Here is a 19,384-nt window from a genome sequence, read left to right on the forward strand (position 1 = left end):
CGCGGGCGACAGGCAGTCGGCGCTCTGCGCTATCGTGCCCGGGCGAAACCCCGGCTCGCGCGGTTCAACTTTTCGGCCAGCGGGTTTTCGTGGTCCCGTGCAGTGTGAGCCGCCTCCGCGTCGCCGTGCCGCCCGGTTCTATGCGGCGCCTGTGCGAGCGCCTGTGCGCCGCTCTGCTCTTGCGGGGTGTCGGGCGCGGGCGCCTGAACAGGCGCGACGAGAGGATTGATGTTGGCGGTAGGAAAATCCGCGTAGCCACGGTAGAGGTTGGGCCGAATCGTGGTTGGACGTAGCTTGGTCAGTTGCCAGCCACCTTTGGTCCCATCGAGTGCCTGGTACTGGCGCAGCGCAACTATTGCGTCAGCGAAGCCGTAGCCCTTGCCCTCGCCGAGCGACCAGTCCCGTCGGAAAATCGTGGTGTCCGTTTTGCTGTGATCGGACAGCACCTTCCCGTAGTCTTTGCCCGGGTAAATGCGATCGATCGCTAGCACCTCGACGATGGCCCCCTGACAGACCGCGTCAGATAGCACGCGCGCGATTCGATCGTTGGCGAAGTGCTTTTCGATGGACGCCGGCACGGACAGATCCTTTGGCTTCCATACTTGGCTCGTACTCACTAAGTTTTCCGAGTCGAGAACCCGGATCAGCGCGTTTCGAAATGGTGTCGATATCACCGACGCGACGGTGTCCATGAGATCCTGGCGGGAGTGGATGGGGCGCGCGCTTTTGGGCCGGATCAGTTCGATCGCATGCTTCGGATCCATCTGCCCAACACGGGAGCCGTAAGCCAACGCAGGACGCACCAGCGCAGAGAACACCTTCGCAATGCCAGCGGCGTGTGCTGCGGTGCTAGCCCAACGGGCCTGCAGAACGCCCTTCTCGGAGCCGGCGCGAACACCTTCGAAAATGATGATTCCCTCGCCTGGGACCACGGCCTTTGCGTTCGCCACCATTTGCACGTCGTTGCGCGTGCGATAGCGCAGCGCGCTCCATACGTCGACGTCGTCCCGGGCATCGCTCGCATTCTCTTCGTCAAGCTGGATCGATAGGGTCTCTCCGGTCAACAGATCCTTGCCGGTCGTGATTCGCCTCTCGACATCGAAAGCAAGGACGCCCAGAGCGACGTTGCGCCATACGGTGAAACTCGCCGAGGGGTCGATGTAGTCGCCTGCAAGCTGGGTAAGGGAAATGGTCATACGACTCCGTAAGTTGCAATCAAGGTGAGGCTATGAGCTCGCCGAGCACGAGGCCCCACCCAAAGCGTTCGGTCGACTTCCGTGCTGGCCAGTCACCCGCGGGTGGGTGCTCGGCGCTGACCAGGCCAAGCCCGTCGGGGCAATCCGCAGACCTGCGCACAGGCGCGTGCTTAAGCTCGGGCGTTGTCCCGAGGCTCGGCAATGCTGGGTTGCGGTTGATGGACATCACGGCGATTGAAGCGAAGTTGACAAAAAGTATGTCACAGCGGGTGTTTCGTTGCCAAAAAACGCCGGGTCCGCTGACAGCGGAGCGGTGACGGTTGCAAAAATCGGCCGGTCTCAGCCGATTAACCTGCAGGGCGCCGATTATTTGCGGCCAAAATGCGTGCAGACCCTTCATAACTCCCCGCATGCCACACGCGTCTGACCAAAATTCGCCCGCGCCGCCGCCGGCCAAGCCACGTTCCGGCCCGAAGAAGAACGAGATCATTTTCCGGGCGGCGCCCACGGTCAAACGCACCAACTCATTGCGGGAGCGAGTTATCCGCTGGGCATCCCAATTGGTGCTCGTCTTCTCCGTTGGAATGGCGCTTTGCACGGCATGGGCCCTCCATGTGGTGCTCCAGCCGGTGCAAGCGTCCTCGGTTTTTGTCCAGTACGTGACAGGACAGATCAATAAGGTGCCCGCGATCTCCGAGCACCTCATGACGGACGCTGCCAGCGATCCTCAATCCCCCGCGCCTTGAGCGCGAGGCAAACACACTTGGAACTCCGATGAGCAAAACCAACAATGCACCTGTAGCTGGTGGCGCCGAAGCGAAGGGTGATCCGATTCTCGCGATCATGAGGCGCAACAAAGAGCTGCAAGCGCGGACCTTCCAGTTCCTCAGCTCGATCGTGATATTGGCCGTCGCGTTGGCAGCATGCCTTGTAGCGCTTGCATTCCTGGGAACGCGGCCGCCGCCGGAGCCGCGGTACATCATCCAGCAGACAGACGGAACGTTGGTGCCAATCGTTCCCCTGTCTAAGCCGATCGCCAACAGGAACGCGGTCTCCCAGCACGTTGCTGAGGCTATCGCCGCCATGCACGCCGTCGACTTCAAAAACTACAGGGAGCAGCTTGGGCAAGCGTCCGTCTACTTCACGCGATCAGGATGGAGGCGCTATCTGGATGAGCTTCGTTCATCCGGCTCGCTCGAGGCAATCGAGAAGCGCCAGCTCGTGTTGAGCTCGGTTGTCATTCGACCTCCCTCGATCGTCCGGGAGTCGGACATGGGTGGGGTATATGCGTGGCTCGTTGAGGTGCCGTACCAAGTCGTTTACCAAGGCCCCGGCACCAACCAAACCCAGAACCTCACCGCGCAGGTCACCGTGGTGCGCATTCCCACTACCGAGAACCCGAAAGGGATTGCCATCGCCGGCTTCAATGCCGCTCGTGGAACGGTCACCTCGAACTAGTCTTCGAAACGTAGCTCTGGGATGGATGCCGAACTCCTGCCGAAAAAGCGACCAGCTTTGCAGTCCTTACGACAATAAGAGTTAATCGGACTTGTATGATCGAAAATCACACTGATCCGGACATTTTGGAACCCTTCATGGACGTTGAACCGCCTGACCTCGCAGCAGCGTCCATTCCGGACGACGTTGTCGAGGCAATCGATGACTGGGAGTTCCCTTTGAATCTCCTCGACAGCAACGATCCCCAGCGCCTGCAACAAATTCTGGAGACGGCCCCGAACCCTGGTTCCGCCTCAGCTCAATTCCTCATGGAGTACCTGGCTAGCTATGCGCCTCAATCGAACTAACGCCGTTTTGCTCGCGGCCATCGCTCTATGCGGAGCGTTTGGCCCCCTTGCAATGGCACAAGCTCCGTCTCCACCGCCCGACCAAGGTGGCTCCGTTCAGCCCAGTCGGGCGACAACGCCCACACCGAGCGCGCCCCTCGAAGGGAAGGGGGTTACTCAAAGCCGTGCAGTAGTGCCTGCACCGGGTTCCCCGCTCCCGGGCCAGACGCGAGGCGAAGCGAAGTCGAGTTACGTTGCGCCGACGATGCCGCCTCTTACTGGTGGTGTCGTCCCTGCGCTGAAGTCGCCGGCGGAGCTGGCCGTCGACGACACCTTGCCTGCCGGGATCGAGGCACAAGTTCGAGAACTCAAGCGTCGGATGGACCTTGTTCAGCGTGCCGCTGCAGCTAGTGCTGGAGCACAGCCCCGGCCAGTGACCCGCTCGCAGCCAATTACCCAGGCTGCGGGTGAGGAGCCGCCGTCCATTCGCACGAGCATGGGAATCCCGACCAGCCTAGTGTTTACAGACAGCACGGGTGCGTCGTGGCCGGTCGAGCAGGCAGTCCCTGGGGACTCATCGCAGTTCGACGTGCTGGAGGGGACCTCCAATGTCCAGGTGCGTCCGAAGACTCCCTATGCCTATGGCGGCCTGACCATCACGCTCAAAGGGAATGACGTACCAGTCGCAGTCATTCTTACCACTGCGCAACGCGAGGTGGACAGTCGCGTTGACATCCGCGTTCTGCAGCGTGGACCGAACGCCAGCGCACCGATAGTCGACCGCCTTGTGACCGGTACGAGTGCGCCGTCCGACGCTGCCCTCATCAGCTTCCTGGACGGCGTAGCTCCCTCCGGGTCGCGAGAGGTGGTTACGTCAATGCGCGGTGTGCGCGCATGGTCCTTCAACGACCAGCTTTACCTTCGCACCGACATGACCCTCGTATCCCCTCTCTGGACGGACAGTGTCTCGAGCCCCAACGGACTGACACGCACTTACCTCCTTTCTAGCGTGCCCTCCATCGTCGTCTCCTCTGAGGGACGAATGGTCGCCGTGAGCATCGGCGAATAGCCAACCTAAGAGCACCGTTCAGTCAACTGGAACATCTATGTCCGAAAAAAACTCAGGCGCCTTCGGTGGCGTGCGTAAAGCTTGGCGGGACCCGAAGGCCAAGAAGGGAATGCTCCTGGTTTTGGGGATCGCTCTCATCGTTCTGACGGTGTCGTTGGTGATGATGAATGGCGACCGCACGAAGGCCCCGGGCCCGCGCCCAACCGCTCGTGTCGTCGCTCCACCTACGAATCCGGACGACGTCACAGGATCTGCCCCTGATAGCTACCGCTCACTCGTCCGTGAGAGCGATCAAGACAGGTCCAAGGATGCCACCGGCAAGCCAACGGCTATGGTGATTCCCCGCGTAACCGGGGACGCCGACGGTGATGCGCGCCGCCCCACAGAGACCGAAGCCGAGCAGCGCGGCCGCATGCGTGCCCTGGCGCAAGCCGACCAAGCCCCCGCTCCCATGAGGACAAGCGCTCAGGCTGCAGGCGTGGATCCGAGCGTAGGCGTGAGACAGTCTGAACAGTACCGAGTTGCCTTGCAGCTTATGCAGCGCGTTGTGACCCAGACCACGGCCGCTCAGGGCAATTTCGCACCGACCTCATCTGGCCAAACGTCTCGACAGCCTGCAGCAACGGCAACCCAGAGTGCTGCCCCGAACACGGCCTCGTCCGGTGGTGGCGCCAGTCCAGTAGCCAGAGGCTCTGCGCCTGTCATTCCGGGCGGTAAGCCGGTGATCCGCGCAGGCGAGATCGCTTTCGCAAATACGGACGTCGCATTGAATTCCGATTTCTCGGGCCCGGTCATCGTCACCATCCGCGAAGGCAAGTTCAACGGCGCACGTCTGGTGGGGCAGAAGACCTTGGAACGTGATGCGATCGTCATTCGCTTCAGCACCCTTTCCCCCGCGGACGGAAGCGGAACCTACCCGGTGCAAGCCTATGCCGTCTCTCTCGGAGACGCCAAGACTTTCGGGGTCACAGGCCTTACAGGCGAAACCGATTACCACGCCTTTGAGCGCTACATCCTCCCGGGTGCCGCTGCATTCGTTCAAGCCTTCGGCCTGAGCGCGACGCAAAAAGGCCAAACAACATCGGTCAGCGACAACGGGATTGGTACCTCTGTGCCTGGACTCACGAATAGCGACCGCTACGCCGTGGCGATCGGCAGCGCCATGACGCCGCTACTGAGCGACCTGCGGCAACGTGGACAACGCCCCGTCACGGTGTCCATGCCTGCGGGTACTGAGATTGGCGTCATGTTCGGGGCCGACGTCTTCAATCCGGCCACGCAACGTGCCAACGCGAACGCTTCGGCCGTCGACGCGTCCACCGGCAGGCAGGTTGCACCTGAACCCAGTGCCGCGGTTGCGCTTCGTGAGCTTCAGCAAAGTGCCGAGCTTGCAAGTGCGCGGGCTCAAGAGGCCGCGGCGGCCGCGGCACTTCAGCAGGGTCGCGGGTACGGCGCCACCCCTTACACCTCGAACGCATACGGTATGAGCCCGAGCATCGGCTTCGGCGCAGGTGCGGGCTATCAAACGCCATCGTATGCCGGGTATCGCTGAGCGACTTTGAGCAGACAAAACGCAGAACTGGAACGCACATGAGCAGCAGAGAACAAGACACCAGCACGACACCGAGTAGCGATGAGTCGCTGGAGTTCCTCCCATCTGGCTTCTCGGCCACGGAGGAGTTCGACGAGCCGGTCGCAGGGCCGTCAGAGACCGTTCCAGGCGAACTGCGGAACGAGCCCCCGAAAAAGCATGGATTCGTGAAGCGAAATCTTCCCTTCATTATCGTTGGGGGGGTAGGGGCTGTCCTTGTGTGCGGCCTAATTGCAAAGATGCTCGCGGGTCCGCCAACTGCGCCCGGGGTAGAGATGAAGGAAGGACGCGCGCAAGAGAAGTCAGCGCCGCAAAGGTCGGCAGCGGCGCAACAGCCGCAGCCGATCCAGCGACCCGCACCAGCGCCAGCTACATCTGAGCTGCCTACGCCCGCAAACGTGCCAACGGTCTCAACGATTGGAGTCGGCGGCTCCACCTCGGCGGGTTCGCTTGCCGCGCCCGCCTCCGTGCTGGGCGCCGCAGGCGAAGGCCAGGCTGTCGCACCGAGGTCGGCCACGCCCGCGCCCCTCTCTTCAACACTCGCGGGCGCTGATCGTCCCTCGATCGTCGAGTCCGAAGGTTTGCGCGGCACTGTTGACGCACAGAGAAGCGCGCTCGCCGCGTTGACCCAACGAGTGGCACAGATGGAGGCCCGCGCCCCGCTCGCAAGCCAGTCGCCGCAGCCGAACCTGAGCGCCACAAAAACGGTAGCTCGTGCAGCTTCGACTAGCGCTAGCCGCCCAAAGGTCAAGGAACGTAGCGTGCGCAACGTTGGTGCGCGTCGTTCGGTTCAAGACCGTAAGGACGTCGAATCGGCGGCACAGCTCGCTGCTTCGGGTTACAGCGTTCACATCGTTCGCGACAACCTGGCCTGGCTGCGAAACGACGCAGGCCAGATCAGGGCCTACGCGATCGGTGAGGCAATCCCCGGCGTGGGCAATTTATCGGCTGTCGACGAGCAGGCGCACGCCGTTTACGTCGGAAAACAGAAGATAAAATAGTATCAAGCGCAAACGACCGTAATGACCGATTAAAGAAAAGCTGTGCCAGAACTCGACTTTGTTTCGATGATTAGTCGACTCCAGGAGCTTGTGCTCATGGACGGCCCGGCCTGGTTGTTTGTCACCGCAATCTGCTGGTTGATGTCGATGGTCTTCGGATGGACATCAGTGATGCAACTCAAAGCTGTGGCCGATGACGGACGATCTGGGCTTCGTACGCCATTCATGACCTTTCTCGCTGCATGCCTGATGGCAAGTTCGCCATCATTCCTTGAGAGCTTGGCGGTCACGACTTACGGCTCAGATGTGTGGGGTAAGGAAGTCCTGTCGTACGTCGTTGACAAGGATGGCTCCAACAAGGCCTTCGGCGCCGTCTTATCCATGGTCAGCTTTATCGGCTATTGCTTCTTCGTCCGCGGGATCTGGATCTTGAAAGAGGCGGGCGAGCCACAGCGGCCACATGGCGCATCAGTTGGGAAGGCCATCGTGGTCCTCCTCGCCGGCATGGCCGCGATATACATCCATGTCACTTTGAAAATGTTTGCGACCACATTTGGTTGGGACATTTCGGCCTTCATCACCGGCTAGACACCGAGAGGAACACATGACGACACAGGAAGCATGAACCCTCCGCGGCGCGCTCGCCGGCCCGCGTAAACCGACTCAGATGCCACCTAAACAACTTTCTTCAAGGATCCCCGAAATGAACTCGATCACCCTCACCCCGAAACAAAAGGCCGTCCTGCTTGGCGTGCTCGCGATCTCGACCCTCCTCATCGCCGGCCCCGCTGCCGCAACCGGTTCGATTTCCTTCAACGGCAACGGCAAGAGCTTGGGTACGCTCTTCTCGAACCTCACCCAATCGATCAAGGGTGCGGGTCCGCTCGTGACGGCGCTTTGCTACGTTGGTGCACTCTGCTTTGGCTTCATCGGTGCTCTCAAATGGAAGGCCCATGGCGAGCAGCCCGAGCGCACCACGCTGAAGATCCCGCTTATCTATTGGGGCGTCGCCGTCATCCTGGCAGGGTTCCCCGAATACATGGGCACCGGCATTACCTCGCTGTGGGGTTCGGGAGCGTCCGTCGTGAGCGAGCCCTACTGACCCATCAACGCGCAGACATCTAGCGTGAAGAATTGGCCCAAGTGGGCCAATTTCATTTCCCCCACAACGTGACAGAGCTACTGGAATGCACTTGAAACCTTCGCTCGAGATCACTGCCGAAAGGTTGAGCTGGGGCAGGCTCGATTGGCACGCGGGGGAGGCCGATGTGCCGCTTCAGGCGCTGCGACGCGCGGTCCTCAAGCGCGACAAGCAAACATGTGCCTTCTGCGGATTCAAGTCGCAGAAGTTCCAGGAGGTTCACCACCTGGACCACGATCACGAGAACACCGACCTCGCCAATCTGGTCACCGCATGCCCGTTCTGCCACCTGTGCTTTCACCTAGGCTTAGCCGGCATCAAAAAGGCGGGGACCGTCGTTTGGTGCCCGGAAAGTGACCAGGCGACGTTGAACAATCTAGCACGCTCAATCTTCGTCGCGGTAGCAGCAGGCGGGCGTAGAGAGGACGCTGCTCGATCTCTCTACAACTCGCTTGAGAGTCGCGCAGTCGTTACCGAGGAACATCTCGGCACGGGCGCAAGCGACCCAGCGCGCCTCGGCCAAGGGATGCTCGCCATAAGCGTTGATGCTCGCGCGACGCTTGCAGAGCGGCTCCATGGCTTCCGTCTGTTGCCGCGAATGCCTGCATTCCCCAGGCAAGTTCAGTATTGGCTGGCGGAAGAAGCGCGGCTCGGCGCATCGTCAAATAAAACGCGTCAGGCTGCGGCCTGAGCTAAATGATGGTGAAGAGTCGCGGCATGATTCCACATTTGCACACGATCGATTAATCCACAAAATGTACGGCGCGGTCCTTTTTGATGACGACATGGACAACGGCGCCGGCTGGGCCTGCAGCATCGGCGCACGACCTTTTCGCTTCCACCGCGCGAGCCAGTTGCAGAGCGATGAAGCAGAGCGTTCGGTCTGCTGGTGGTCAAACAGTAAGGCTCAGTGGACTCGAGGCCTGGCTTGGCTGAAGCCGCATGACTACCTCCGTCCCACTTTCGATGGTCTGATCGCTGAGCTCAGCCATGATCGCGGGGATCCAGAGAGGATCGTATCTGTGCTTGCTGAGGTGTTCGGCAGGGTCATGCAGCTAGCGGGTGACCGCTATGGCGTCCGCCCCGATCGTCGGGCCTTGTCGGAATTGTGTGGTTTGACACTGAGTGACGACGTGAGTGCAACGCTGCGTACGGCCACGGCGCCGAGCGGCAACGAACTGTGTGTCGCGCTTCGGGCGGCATACCAGCCCCAGGTAGTTTGCGGTAAGGGCAGAGTCTCGGGGAGCTCCGCGCTGGTCACTTTGAACCTGCCCCGCTTGGCGCATGCGCGCGCCGTGCTCAATACGCCCGTTCCAGTGTTTGATCGGCACGCGCTCCCGCTTGAGGCAGCCTTGTTGCCGCCAGCCGAGAGGGTGTATGCGTGGGCATGTGAATATCAGAAACGTCCCCTCCTCTTGAAAGTGCGTATTGACAGTCTCGACGCGAACGTCGCGCCGCTGGTCGCCCTTGGAGACCGTGACGAAGGTGGGCGTGTCTGGATGGCGCTTCCGGAGTTCGCTGTACTAGGAACCCTCGCGAAGATGGATATCGAAGATGTCATCGTCGGTCTTTGCTATGCCGGTGAGTCTCCTGCAGACCAACTGATAACGGATGGGCCATTCGAAGCGTTGTCCCTGTCTGCGGGCATTCTCGCAACCAATGTCCTTGATGCGTCAATCGGTGAGCACCCGAGTACAGCCGTAGGTGCTGGGCAGGAGTCTGCTCCACCAGTCCCTGACGCGCAGTCCGTATGGCTCACCGCCAGCGACCGCATGCTGACACTTTCAGCTGCAATGCTCATTCATTCTGCAGGGTTCATTGTTCGCAGTTATGGGCGGGGCGCCTTGGAAGTTGAGTGCCCTGAGGATGACCTTCCCGAACTGTGCGATGCGGCGGGGAGCGCGGGGCTGGAGATGCCCCTTTACCTCGAGCGGATCGGCGGCCAAGCCGCTCCGTACTTCGCATGAGTGTTGATCAAGCCTTGCTAGAGCGAGCGTACCTGCGCCTGAGAGCCAAGGCAGATGCATCGCTCCTCCTCTTACTAGACCGCCTGATGGATCTGCCGGACGACGCCGAGCGTGCTCAGCGTCTGGGGGAAATCACGCGCGAGCTCAAATCTAAAAAGGATTAGTCACATGTTCACCTTCCTACGCGACGCCGCCGAGTCGGCCATGACGGCCCTTTCATGGATCTTGCACGAGCCTGCGACATCTTTCGTCGACCTGGAGACTGTAGATCACGGGGGCGAGTCGTTCGTTGCGACCGATGGCTCGCTGGCCACCGTTATTCGGGTCAGTGGAAGCTCCCGCCTGGTCGGAGAGGACGAGTACGAGAAGAGCATCAGCGCGCTCACCAAGCTTCTTGACTCATCGATGAAGCAGACAGGCCATGCCCTTCAGGTCTATTGGATCAGGGATCCTGAGGGTGCGCGGGAGATCGTTCGCAAAGCGCTAGAGCCCGCACGCCTGCAGGCTGACCAGTTGCAACTCGACTTCAAGGACCTTCTCGATGAGAAGGAGCGCGAGCTCACCAAGTACGTCTCAAACGAAGGGGTGTACTTTGTGTGCTGGACCCATCCGTCCGTACTGCCCCCGATGGAAGCGAAGTCCGCTATCGCGCAGCAGCAGGACGAGATGAAGGTTTTCAACGGAATGAACTTTGCGGACGCGCAAAACCCGCGTCGGCTCCTGAGCGCGCTGCGTAATCGACATCAGGCGTTCGCGCATTCCGTCTCGTCGGAACTTACTCAGCTTGGTCTGCTGAACGAGAAAATGGAAGCGCACGACGCAGTGAGGGCGATGCGTATGTCCGTTGACCCCGAGTCGCTTGGTCGGGCTTGGCGAGCTACCCTGCCTGGCGACAGGATTCCCGTCCGGTTCCCCATCCGCCACGAAGAAGTCGGCGCCGTTTGGTGGCCACCGTTGGCGAGTCAAATCTGGCCGCGCGACGCGACCACTAGCGACGGGAGATTCATTCAGATTGGCGATCGCGTGCACGCGCCAATGTATGTTGAAACCCCGCCGGTGCGTGTTGAGTCATTTCAAGCACTAATCGATCGAGCGATGAACCTGGACCCCAAGATGCCGTGGACCGTCTCGTTCATGCTTACGGGAAACGGTCTTCGCAAGCAGCAGCTGAAAGCCAGTCTGGGGAGCGTGCTCAAGGTCATGAACTCGGATAACGGATACATACGAGACGCCGTACGAGATTTGACCGATTTCTCTAAGAACGGGGCCGTCGTCGGCTTTCAGGTCTGCTTCAATACCTGGGCCCCCGTGGGGCAGACGGAGCTGCTGCGCCAGCGTGCTGCTCGACTGTCTCAAGCTTTTATCGATTGGGGCGGCGCAGAGACGCGCGAGGCGACAGGCGATCCGGTGGAGGGATTTACGTCGACAGCGATGGGATTGACCTATAAGTCGGTCGCGTCGCAGGCGGCCGCGCCTTTGATGGACGTGGTTCGTATGCTGCCAATTACCCGACCGGCCTCGCCCTGGCCAGCTGGAGCAGAGCTGTTCACCTCGCCCGACGGCAAGCTCATGCCGTACCAGCCTGGGTCAGCTCTTCAGTCGACATGGATCTCGCTGTACACCGGCGGCCCCGGATCTGGCAAGTCGATGCAAATGTTCAAGCAGCATTTTGCAAGTTGCCTGGCGCCGCAGCCAGGAGTAACAAAGCTGCCGTACATCTCGATCATCGACATCGGGCCCAGCAGTGCGGGCCTTGCAAGCCTGCTCAAGCATGCGCTACCCCCTGCGATGCGGCACCATGTCAGTCACTACCGCGTGCGTAACACCGAGGAGTTCTGCTTCAACCCATTTGATCTTCAGCTGGGGCGAAACTACCCCATGCCTGAGGAGCGCGCAGCGTTGATCGACTTGGTCACGATGATCGTTACGCCCTCCGATCTCGGCGTCGCATACGAAGGAACTGCAGAGTTAGTTGGCATGTGCATCGACGAGATGTACACCGCGCTGATGGACGACGATCGCGGGCGCCCGCACGAATACCATCCTGGCGTCGATGAGGTTGTTGATGCTGCGATAGCAGCGAGCGATGTAGAGATCACGCCCAAGATGTCTTGGTATGGCGTGCGAGATGCTCTGTACCGACGTGGACGGACCCACGAGGCACTCCTGGCTCAGCGCTACGCAGTACCGGTCCTTGCGGACGCGGCGAGCGCAGTGCGTAGTTCCACCATCAGCGACACGTATGCGAAGAAGCTCACAGGAGGTCAGGGATCTGAGACTCTCGCTGAGGCATTTGGGCGTCTGATCCAGTCGGCGTGTCGCGAGTACAAAGTGCTTGGGGGCCCAACACGTTTCGACATCGGTGAGTCGCGCGTGAACATTCTTGACCTGGATGAGGTTGCTAAGGGTGGCGGGCCATCTGGGCAAAAGCAGATCGCCGTGATGTATGGGCTCTCCATCTATATGCTCACACGCAACTTCACGCTGACGAAGGAAAGCGTTGCGGACTTTCCTGCCGAGTATCGGCCCTATCATTTCGCGCGAGTTCAAGCGCTCAGCAAGGAACTGAAGACAATCTGCTGCGACGAGTTCCACCGCACAAGTCAGAAGTTCTCGACTCTGCTGCGAGAGCGCATCAAGGTATTCGGACGCGAGGGGCGGAAGTGGGGGATCCAGGTCATGTTGGGCTCACAACGACTCGCCGACTACGACGAGGAGATGGTCTCGTTGGCCACTGCGATCTACATGATGGAACGGCCTGACGAGAGCTTGCTTCAGGAATACGTTCAGCGATTCGGGCTGTCCGACACAGAGACAAATGCACTGCGGAATGGCGTCCGCGGCCCACGCGCGGGCGGATCCACATTCTTTGTACGTATGAAGATGAAGGATGGCTACTTCAATCAGCTACTGCGCAATCCTGCGGGCCCACTCGAGTTGTGGGCCGGCTCGACCACCCAAGAGGACAAGGTAATCCGCGAGCTCGTCTACGAGCGGCTGGGCCCCAGCAACGGGCGGATGGCGTTGGCCGTCGCCTACCCGGGTGGTAGTGCCCAAAAGGAATGCGAACTCCGGAAGACGGAGATGACTTTGCGTGGCAAAACCCTTGGCGATCAGGACGACGACCTGTTCCGCATCATGGCGGCCGAGGTCGTTGACGCGTATCGCCAGCGTGGAGAGAACACGATGCGCGACGAGCTGGCTGCTCAGGCGTTGCTCAACACATAACAAAGTCACGTTTAGCCCGCTGCAGCACCTTCGTGCAAGCTGCTGCAGCCCCGACAAATGCCACCTGATACCTGAAACAACATGCCCGAATACGAACCGACTGCGCATCACGCCCCCAAATCGTTCTCGTGGGGGAGGGTCATCCAGGAGTCGCGCCTGCGCGGCGTCCCTGCAATGATCGCCTGCCACTGCGAGCCGATCGCCTATGACTCGACCAAGCCGGCTCTTCGCCTCGAGCTGAAGGATGAGATGAGGATCCTCCAGCGAAGCCCGGCGATGGGGCGTCTGATCGACTCGCTGAAAGAGTTCTTCGGGGAGAGCCTTGAAGTAGAGATCACCTTCGGGCCGGCGGCGAAGTCTCCTGCGGCGCTCTCGGGCGCGAAGCGCATCCAAGGGCACGTCACGGCACTCGAAACAGTGATGCGCGACGACATGGTCCAGGAGATGATCAAAAAGTTCGGCGGGCAGGTCGTAGTTGACACCGTCGACGCATCCCTCGCACCCTCCCAGAAGCCGACCTGAGGTTAGAGCACATGGGGCAATTCCCGCTCGCCACGCTCATATCCGCCCTCTTGCTTGTCTCACTGCCTGCTGCGGCTTACTACCGATGCACAGATGAGACAGGCGTGGTGTTCAGGGATCGTCCTTGTGAGCGGGCAATCCGAGCCGAGCACGTCAGCCCGGGCGGACGAGTGCTGTCGAGCGAGACCGGCGGGAACTCACCGCATCCCGCTCCGCTGAACAGTCAGCGCCCGCCGACGGCAACTCACGAGCTGTCCGACTCGACAAAGAACCGTCAATCGACGGCCCCAAAATCAGGACGACTTTGACGTGGGGCATAGGCTGCGTAAAGTCCAAAAATGACTCGCACTGCCGATGACCGATTGCGCGCCGTGCAGATGGCCACACAACTTAATGCCTGTGCAGGTGGGCGATTACGGCTCTGCCAAGTCCGGTGGCAGCCGGCTGTTCTCTGCACGAAGGCTTTGGGAGGATCGTTAGATGGGCGATAGCGGGTTGACCTTCATTTGGTCGTCGATGAACGCAGGCAAAAGCACGCACTTATTGCAGAACGCATATGGGCTGAAAGAGCAGGGTCATCGCGTGGAACTGTTCACGGCAGCAGTTGACGATCGAGCTGGCGTGGGGCAAATTGCCTCACGCGTGGGGATCTCTTCGCCCGCACGCACCTTCGATGCTGATACAGATTTCTATGATGTAGCTCGAGAACTGGTTCGTGATGGAGAGCCTCTTGCCTGCGTTTATGTCGACGAGGCACAGTTCACCAAAACGAGCCAGGTCAAGCAGCTGCATCGCGCTGCTCACTTGATAGGCATCCAGATCCGCTGCTACGGTATCCGCACCGATTTTCGGGGTAACCCGTTTGAGGGTGCGGCACAGCTCCTTAGCCTGGCAGATCACGTCGAAGAGCTCAGGGCAACTTGTGCGTGCCGAGCGAAGGCCTCGATGAACGTGCGCATAGATGCAAACGGCGAGCGCGTTAGCCATGGCGCGCAAGTTGAGATCGGCGGGAACGCACGCTACCGGCAGGTTTGTGCACGCTGCTTCTATCAGGGTCAACTGGTCACTGCGGTCGGCGCGGAGAGTGATAGCGCAGCGCACTGCTGATATTCAAGTGACGGAGGCTAAAGTCGGCCTCCTGCCTCGACTTCTGCAAATACAATTTCAGAATGAGTCAGGACACCACAAAATTGCCAGCTACCCCAGCACACGCGCCGGCAGATCTTGACCTTGAACGTGTGAGGACAGCGTACTCACACTGGGCGCAGGTTGCCGTCGACGAATTCAACCAGCGAGGCAGCGTCGCGCCCTTCATGGCGGGAATCAAGTTCCTATCCGGCGGTCGGTTGGAGTGCACCGCACTTGGTTCTGCGTATGTTGCCAAGACACTTTCCCGGCCCGGCGGGGAAATGGAGCTCGGGCGTTTTGCCGCGAGCCTGTTGCGTGACGAGCAACTTCGCCAGAACATGCTTGCGGAGCATGTCAGCCCGTTCGATGCGGTCGTCTTTGTGTGCGAGATTGTTGTGTCTGAAGCTGCGCGCTCGAAGCCAAGTTCGGAGGCATTATTGGTTGGCGTGCACACTGCAGCTGCGCTGTACCGGGGCGTCTGCCCGGTGGCCAACTCACCGAAGAAGATCGCTCGGTTCGGTGCCATGGATCCGATTCCTACGAAGGGTGGCGCCTTCGGGCCAACGCCCGATCGTGTTGTTGCGGCGGTCCTTGCAACGCGGGATTCCCACGATCTGCATCAGCCACCTGCTCAGATGCATTAACCCAATGTCAAAACCACCGAATTCTCACCGTCCTGGACTGCGGCTCCTAGACGTTCTTCTCTGCGGTTTGATGCCCTGGCGCGCGCCGCGCGTATTCGTTGATTACCGGAGCCTAGAACGGCCAAGCGACAGGTTCAAGCTTATCCTCGCTTCGCTTTCGCTGTACTTTGGGGTCGGATATGCGCCAAATGGAGGCGCAGGTCTGGAAAGTGATTTTTTCCTTCTAGGGGCTATGGCGCTTATTGCGGTTGCTGCCATGTTGTTCTCGTACCCGGCGACTTTGGTCGTGACCGCGATCTCGATTGTCAGTGACGGAATCTTCGGGGTCATGCAAGTCGTCACCGGGGGCTTGCCGTCGTGGATAAATGGCACGTGGGAGACAACGGCCGCCTTAACAGCAGGCATTGCCGTATGGCAGTGGAAACGCGGCCAAGGTATGCGCCTAGAGCGCAAGGTGCCAGTCGATAGCGTTCCGGAAGCGTGAGCCCTCCGACCCGGTTGAGGGGCTCTCAGATATCGCGATTTAAAATATCGGCTATGTCGTACCTTACAGATTCTTCCTCATGACCGCACAGCCTATTCTCGACCTTGAAGTACAGATCCAGGAGCTGGAAGCGATTAACCGCGCCCTTCGGCAAAAGGCCGACGCGGAGCGGCTTATCGAGGTGCAGTCCGTCGTCGCCGAGCTGCTTCCCAAAATCAAGGAGTTCGAGATCACTGCGGCAGAGCTCTTTGGGGTCGGGAAGCGAACCCGCTCTGGTTGGAAAGCACGAAACGCGCCGCGACCCGAGAATGGACGGCTGTATACGGGCCCTAATGGCCAGGCATGGACTGGTGGAACACGTGGCAGAGTGCCGGGGTGGTTGACGCGGGAGATGCTTGCAAGCAGCAATGTCACCTGAGGTGTCAGCGCTGCCTGTAGGCAACTTCTAATGAGCTCTTCGCGCGAAAACCAGTCCGCCAGGGGGCCGATGGCCATGTCGTTCCAGTTCCCGCCGCACCTTGCGCCCTTCCTGTCGATGGACAGAGAAGGTTTTATTGGAGCTCCCAGGATTACCAGCGCAGCAAATGCAAGCGGGTTAAAACCGGCGAGGCTTCCGAGCCATGCAGGGCTTCCGGTTGTGCCACTGCAAATTGTTGGGCATGGCGGTAGATACGGTGCGACTCTTGACGAGCATGGGGTCGGGGTTTTTGAGGCGCACGATCGAGCGAGGCTTGTCGCAAGCTATTGTAATTTTGGCTCTGGTGGATCAACGCTAGTGGTCGACCGTGCGCATCGCAGGCAGGGAATCGGTACAGAGATGGTGTACCAGTGGCGTTTGCTCTTTCCGTTCGCGCTTAATGCGGACGTCCGAACTCGACAGGCCCAGGCGCTTCAGTTACGAGTGTGGGAGCGCATACAGGGTGAGGTTCTGGCGGCGAGGGCGTTGACGCTTGCAGAAAATGCTGCGCCCAAACAGTACACGCGCCCCTGAAACGCCAGACCCGCCTCCGTCCCTTGCGGAGTGGGCACTCTAGAAAATCGGCTCGATTTCTGCATCCGGCAATCGACACATAAACTCTGGAGCATTATCTTGATCTCCGAAGTTTATGTTTGACACCCGCCATTCCACACGCGACACCGATTCGCCCGCTCGCACCACACAACAGATACTGGGGCAGTACTTCACTCCCAGTTGGGCTGCTGAAGCATTAGTCGACTCAGAATTCGCACATCTACGTGCAGGCGACAGAGTCTTGGAGGCCTTTTGCGGCGACGGCGCGTGGTTATGTGCGCTGCCACCTTGCGTCGAAGCGATCGGAGTCGAAATAGACCCTTTCCACGCAGAACGCGCGCGCCGATTATCAGGCAGGCGCGTCATCGAGGGGGACTTCTTCAAGGTTGACTATGACGAAATCGGGAAGGTCCAAGCGATCGTCGGCAATCCGCCTTTCAAAGCTGCAGTCGTCGAGGCGTTTCTGAAGCGCGCGCATTTGCACCTGGATTTCGGGGGGCAAGCCGGACTAATCTTGCCGGCGTATTGCCTTCAGTCCAGCGGTGTTGTCGAAGAGATGGCCACTCGGTTCAACATTCGACAGTCGATGTTGCCGCGCAATCTCTTCCCACGCATCCGCCTTCCGCTCAGCTTTGTCACCTTCACGAAAGAACGAACCGTTGGCCGGCTGTTCGGTTTCTTGCTCTACAAGGAAGCGCAGGAGATGCGCGCGATCGACCCGATCTGGAAAAAGGCAGTGAACGACACTCGAGAGCCAAGAGGATTGTGGCTACCGATCGTCCAGTCCATCCTGGCTGCGCTAGGGGGGGAGGGCGCTTTGGCCCAGATCTACCAGGGCGTACAGTCGAAGCGCCCGACTGGTAACCCGCACTGGCATGCCAAGGTGCGCCAAGTCCTTCAGTGCCATCCTGATCGATTCAGAAGGACCGGTCCGGGCCGCTACGCTTTGTTGGCTGCCGCTCCGGCGTGACACTCCGACTCACACACCCGCACGTGATCCGAGCCTGGCAGTTGCAAACGAGACAGCAAGGCCGCACGACCGCGACTGAAGAGACGACACCCCATCCGCGGCGCCGATGAAATTTCAACTAGCCTTTGTGGACGGGGTCGAACCCGCATTTGGTGTCTATGCGCACGGGTTGGCCGAGGGCCTATGCGCCAGCCGCTTGAGTCGTGAGGCGATCGCCGCCGGCGCAGCCTCCGATCTGATTGGCATAGTCGGTGGGAACATTGAATGCCAGGCAGTGGGCCGGCACGCCTGCTCACTCTACGATGTTGCCGCTACCCTGTTTTTGTGGAGACGCCGCCACCTGGCGCGCGGCTACGTTGTCTTGGATGACGACCTTCAAGGACTGGCTTTCGCTGCATCAGAAATGGGCAAAGGCGCCCCATTAATCTGATCACAGCCAAAAAAACGGTTGTGGTCACAGCTATTCAGGGCTTCGCTGCCAGAAAGTCGGCAAGACTATAGGGTGAGCCGTCGCTGCGATTATCTCGCAACGGGTGATCTCGGATATTGCCGGCGTCCTTGCGTGGCGCAGAAGGAAACGCATGTCATTCAAATTCGAAGCAGTGCCTGACCAAGACAACGAGACGATGGTCAGCGTTGTGATCAACGGAACGGTCGTTGGAACAGCATGGCTCGACTCGTCGCGCGTCTATGATCGTGCGGGTCGTCCGACCCCTCGCTTTAACAAGCGCTGGTTCGCGAGGTTAGATGGTTCGGACGACATCATAGGCAAGGGCGAAGCGCGCGCTACTTCACGGAAAGGCGACGGTTTTTTTGACCGCCACAGTGCGGTCAATGCACTCCTCCAGGTTCGCGACCAAGCGCGAAGCGAGCGCTAAAGAGTGCTGCCTTGCGGTGTCAGGTGAGGCCCCGCCTTGTTCCTACGCCTTCGAGGCCTGCCCGCGCCATATCAACTCGCTCGATCAGTGCGCGCGCTGCTGGCTCTGCAGGGAAGCGGGTCGCATAGGCCAACGCGCTTGGGTTGTATGCGAAGTCGAGGGGGAGAACCGCCGTCGTGCACTGTGCGAGCTCGTACACGCTCTCGAAATGCAGGTTCGGCGCGCCAGTGCAGATATCCATCGCGCAGGCCCGTCCCGTTTCGCAGCTAAAGGCGCACTCGAGAACCGCGCCTGACTTGTCGCGCACTGCAAGCCAGTAGCCATTGCCTTTACGCTCAAGCCAGCACCAGGCAGCGGACAAGGCTGCTTCTCGCCAGTGCGCGAGTGCCACCCCGTCGCCGCTGTGATGACCTGCGCAAAGGAGGTCCAGACTTGGCAAGATTAGAGAAGGCTGCTGTAAGTGAGGCATGCCTGATTATCCAATGTCGTCAGCGGCCGCCCCCGCTGATGAGCACGCTAAACGACAAACCATTCGACATGTGCTTATCCGGGCCGTCGTGTGGGCGGCGAAGGAGTCCGTCTTGTGTCTACAGGTGTAAGCGTTCGCAGCAACTCGATTAGGTGAACGCCTGGCGCAGCTGGTTGCCCGCGACTAGCAGGATGCGGAAATACTCCCCTCCAAAGCGAGTCTTCCTCTTCGTCGAAGACTCACTTTTCACATGGTGCAGTCAGCAGCGCTTTCGGGAGTCGTTTTGCGCTGATTTGAGGT

Annotated in this window: 22 protein-coding genes; 20 read left to right on the plus strand and 2 right to left on the minus strand. The window is 60.0% G+C overall.

Annotated elements, in window-relative coordinates; translation table 11 throughout:
* Positions 1-29: 29 nt before the first annotated feature.
* Positions 30-1,196 carry a hypothetical protein gene (locus tag ACSFA0_RS26065; protein WP_435453168.1) on the minus strand — a complete coding sequence of 389 codons (1,167 nt, stop codon included), beginning with the start codon at positions 1,194-1,196 and terminating at the stop codon, positions 30-32.
* Positions 1,197-1,606: 410 nt separating this feature from the next.
* On the opposite strand from ACSFA0_RS26065, the gene ACSFA0_RS26070 reads away from it, so the two are divergent.
* The 20 genes from ACSFA0_RS26070 to ACSFA0_RS26165 all read left to right on the plus strand — a co-directional run bounded on the left by ACSFA0_RS26070 (position 1,607) and on the right by ACSFA0_RS26165 (position 18,615).
* The gene (locus ACSFA0_RS26070; protein ID WP_435453169.1) at positions 1,607-1,942 is read left to right on the plus strand and encodes a hypothetical protein; all 336 of its coding nucleotides are present in this window, start codon (positions 1,607-1,609) and stop codon (positions 1,940-1,942) included.
* A 28-nt stretch (positions 1,943-1,970) separates the two neighbouring features.
* Positions 1,971-2,654 carry a DotI/IcmL/TraM family protein gene (locus ACSFA0_RS26075; protein WP_435453170.1) on the plus strand — a complete coding sequence of 228 codons (684 nt, stop codon included), beginning with the start codon at positions 1,971-1,973 and terminating at the stop codon, positions 2,652-2,654.
* A gap of 95 nt (positions 2,655-2,749) precedes the next feature.
* A complete protein-coding gene (locus tag ACSFA0_RS26080) occupies positions 2,750-3,001 on the plus strand; it encodes a hypothetical protein (protein ID WP_435453171.1) in 252 nt (83 codons plus the stop codon).
* A gap of 244 nt (positions 3,002-3,245) precedes the next feature.
* On the plus strand, positions 3,246-4,049 hold the full coding sequence (locus ACSFA0_RS26085; protein ID WP_435453172.1) for a DUF2381 family protein: 804 nt from the start codon (positions 3,246-3,248) through the stop codon (positions 4,047-4,049).
* 37 nt (positions 4,050-4,086) lie between these two features.
* On the plus strand, positions 4,087-5,601 hold the full coding sequence (locus ACSFA0_RS26090; RefSeq protein WP_435453173.1) for a DotG/IcmE/VirB10 family type IV secretion system protein: 1,515 nt from the start codon (positions 4,087-4,089) through the stop codon (positions 5,599-5,601).
* A gap of 800 nt (positions 5,602-6,401) precedes the next feature.
* On the plus strand, positions 6,402-6,641 hold the full coding sequence (locus tag ACSFA0_RS26095) for a hypothetical protein (protein ID WP_435453174.1): 240 nt from the start codon (positions 6,402-6,404) through the stop codon (positions 6,639-6,641).
* Between the two features lie 96 nt (positions 6,642-6,737).
* Complete coding sequence (locus ACSFA0_RS26100) at positions 6,738-7,229, plus strand: hypothetical protein (protein WP_435453175.1); 492 nt, start codon at positions 6,738-6,740, stop codon at positions 7,227-7,229.
* A 115-nt stretch (positions 7,230-7,344) separates the two neighbouring features.
* On the plus strand, positions 7,345-7,743 hold the full coding sequence (locus ACSFA0_RS26105) for a hypothetical protein (RefSeq protein WP_435453176.1): 399 nt from the start codon (positions 7,345-7,347) through the stop codon (positions 7,741-7,743).
* Positions 7,744-7,834: 91 nt separating this feature from the next.
* Positions 7,835-8,473 carry a type IVB secretion system protein IcmJDotN gene (gene icmJ / locus ACSFA0_RS26110; protein ID WP_435453177.1) on the plus strand — a complete coding sequence of 213 codons (639 nt, stop codon included), beginning with the start codon at positions 7,835-7,837 and terminating at the stop codon, positions 8,471-8,473.
* Between the two features lie 64 nt (positions 8,474-8,537).
* Positions 8,538-9,749 (plus strand): hypothetical protein, encoded by a 1,212-nt coding sequence (locus ACSFA0_RS26115; protein WP_435453178.1) that lies wholly within the window; start codon positions 8,538-8,540, stop codon positions 9,747-9,749.
* Entirely contained in the window at positions 9,746-9,913 is a 168-nt protein-coding gene (locus ACSFA0_RS26120; protein WP_435453179.1) for a hypothetical protein, read from the plus strand. The genes ACSFA0_RS26115 and ACSFA0_RS26120 overlap by 4 nt, the downstream gene beginning before the upstream one ends.
* Positions 9,914-9,917: 4 nt before the next feature.
* Entirely contained in the window at positions 9,918-12,977 is a 3,060-nt protein-coding gene (locus ACSFA0_RS26125; protein WP_435453180.1) for a hypothetical protein, read from the plus strand.
* Positions 12,978-13,058: 81 nt separating this feature from the next.
* Positions 13,059-13,499 carry a DNA polymerase III subunit gamma/tau C-terminal domain-containing protein gene (locus ACSFA0_RS26130; protein WP_435453181.1) on the plus strand — a complete coding sequence of 147 codons (441 nt, stop codon included), beginning with the start codon at positions 13,059-13,061 and terminating at the stop codon, positions 13,497-13,499.
* Between the two features lie 11 nt (positions 13,500-13,510).
* Positions 13,511-13,807: a DUF4124 domain-containing protein gene (locus tag ACSFA0_RS26135; RefSeq protein ID WP_435453182.1), complete on the plus strand. Its 297-nt coding sequence runs from the start codon at positions 13,511-13,513 to the stop codon at positions 13,805-13,807.
* Positions 13,808-13,979: 172 nt separating this feature from the next.
* Positions 13,980-14,606, plus strand: coding sequence for a thymidine kinase (locus ACSFA0_RS26140; protein ID WP_435453183.1), 627 nt, complete (start codon positions 13,980-13,982; stop codon positions 14,604-14,606).
* A gap of 62 nt (positions 14,607-14,668) precedes the next feature.
* The gene (locus ACSFA0_RS26145) at positions 14,669-15,271 is read left to right on the plus strand and encodes a hypothetical protein (protein ID WP_435453184.1); all 603 of its coding nucleotides are present in this window, start codon (positions 14,669-14,671) and stop codon (positions 15,269-15,271) included.
* A 563-nt stretch (positions 15,272-15,834) separates the two neighbouring features.
* Positions 15,835-16,173, plus strand: coding sequence for an H-NS histone family protein (locus ACSFA0_RS26150; protein WP_435453185.1), 339 nt, complete (start codon positions 15,835-15,837; stop codon positions 16,171-16,173).
* Positions 16,174-16,861: 688 nt separating this feature from the next.
* Positions 16,862-17,737, plus strand: a complete 876-nt coding sequence (locus ACSFA0_RS26155; protein ID WP_435453186.1) for an N-6 DNA methylase — start codon at positions 16,862-16,864, stop codon at positions 17,735-17,737.
* Between the two features lie 106 nt (positions 17,738-17,843).
* Positions 17,844-18,167, plus strand: coding sequence for a hypothetical protein (locus ACSFA0_RS26160; RefSeq protein WP_435453187.1), 324 nt, complete (start codon positions 17,844-17,846; stop codon positions 18,165-18,167).
* Between the two features lie 151 nt (positions 18,168-18,318).
* On the plus strand, positions 18,319-18,615 hold the full coding sequence (locus ACSFA0_RS26165) for a hypothetical protein (RefSeq protein ID WP_435453188.1): 297 nt from the start codon (positions 18,319-18,321) through the stop codon (positions 18,613-18,615).
* A gap of 19 nt (positions 18,616-18,634) precedes the next feature.
* Here ACSFA0_RS26165 and ACSFA0_RS26170 read toward each other — a convergent pair whose 3' ends face one another.
* A complete protein-coding gene (locus ACSFA0_RS26170; protein WP_435453189.1) occupies positions 18,635-18,976 on the minus strand; it encodes a hypothetical protein in 342 nt (113 codons plus the stop codon).
* Between the last annotated feature and the right edge of the window lie 408 nt (positions 18,977-19,384).

The organism is Variovorax restrictus (assembly GCF_051216715.1).
Classification (GTDB): domain Bacteria; phylum Pseudomonadota; class Gammaproteobacteria; order Burkholderiales; family Burkholderiaceae_C; genus Variovorax.

What these genes read in the sequence shown, in the direction of transcription:
- ACSFA0_RS26065 (WP_435453168.1), bottom strand. Translation starts at nt 1,196, where the DNA reads ATGACCATTTCCCTTACCCAGCTTGCAGGCGACTACATCGACCCCTCG.
- ACSFA0_RS26070 (WP_435453169.1), top strand. Translation starts at nt 1,607, where the DNA reads ATGCCACACGCGTCTGACCAAAATTCGCCCGCGCCGCCGCCGGCCAAG.
- ACSFA0_RS26075 (WP_435453170.1), top strand. Translation starts at nt 1,971, where the DNA reads ATGAGCAAAACCAACAATGCACCTGTAGCTGGTGGCGCCGAAGCGAAG.
- ACSFA0_RS26080 (WP_435453171.1), top strand. Translation starts at nt 2,750, where the DNA reads ATGATCGAAAATCACACTGATCCGGACATTTTGGAACCCTTCATGGAC.
- ACSFA0_RS26085 (WP_435453172.1), top strand. Translation starts at nt 3,246, where the DNA reads ATGCCGCCTCTTACTGGTGGTGTCGTCCCTGCGCTGAAGTCGCCGGCG.
- ACSFA0_RS26090 (WP_435453173.1), top strand. Translation starts at nt 4,087, where the DNA reads ATGTCCGAAAAAAACTCAGGCGCCTTCGGTGGCGTGCGTAAAGCTTGG.
- ACSFA0_RS26100 (WP_435453175.1), top strand. Translation starts at nt 6,738, where the DNA reads ATGGACGGCCCGGCCTGGTTGTTTGTCACCGCAATCTGCTGGTTGATG.
- ACSFA0_RS26105 (WP_435453176.1), top strand. Translation starts at nt 7,345, where the DNA reads ATGAACTCGATCACCCTCACCCCGAAACAAAAGGCCGTCCTGCTTGGC.
- ACSFA0_RS26115 (WP_435453178.1), top strand. Translation starts at nt 8,538, where the DNA reads ATGTACGGCGCGGTCCTTTTTGATGACGACATGGACAACGGCGCCGGC.
- ACSFA0_RS26120 (WP_435453179.1), top strand. Translation starts at nt 9,746, where the DNA reads ATGAGTGTTGATCAAGCCTTGCTAGAGCGAGCGTACCTGCGCCTGAGA.
- ACSFA0_RS26125 (WP_435453180.1), top strand. Translation starts at nt 9,918, where the DNA reads ATGTTCACCTTCCTACGCGACGCCGCCGAGTCGGCCATGACGGCCCTT.
- ACSFA0_RS26130 (WP_435453181.1), top strand. Translation starts at nt 13,059, where the DNA reads ATGCCCGAATACGAACCGACTGCGCATCACGCCCCCAAATCGTTCTCG.
- ACSFA0_RS26135 (WP_435453182.1), top strand. Translation starts at nt 13,511, where the DNA reads ATGGGGCAATTCCCGCTCGCCACGCTCATATCCGCCCTCTTGCTTGTC.
- ACSFA0_RS26140 (WP_435453183.1), top strand. Translation starts at nt 13,980, where the DNA reads ATGGGCGATAGCGGGTTGACCTTCATTTGGTCGTCGATGAACGCAGGC.
- ACSFA0_RS26145 (WP_435453184.1), top strand. Translation starts at nt 14,669, where the DNA reads ATGAGTCAGGACACCACAAAATTGCCAGCTACCCCAGCACACGCGCCG.
- ACSFA0_RS26150 (WP_435453185.1), top strand. Translation starts at nt 15,835, where the DNA reads ATGACCGCACAGCCTATTCTCGACCTTGAAGTACAGATCCAGGAGCTG.
- ACSFA0_RS26155 (WP_435453186.1), top strand. Translation starts at nt 16,862, where the DNA reads ATGTTTGACACCCGCCATTCCACACGCGACACCGATTCGCCCGCTCGC.
- ACSFA0_RS26160 (WP_435453187.1), top strand. Translation starts at nt 17,844, where the DNA reads ATGAAATTTCAACTAGCCTTTGTGGACGGGGTCGAACCCGCATTTGGT.
- ACSFA0_RS26165 (WP_435453188.1), top strand. Translation starts at nt 18,319, where the DNA reads ATGTCATTCAAATTCGAAGCAGTGCCTGACCAAGACAACGAGACGATG.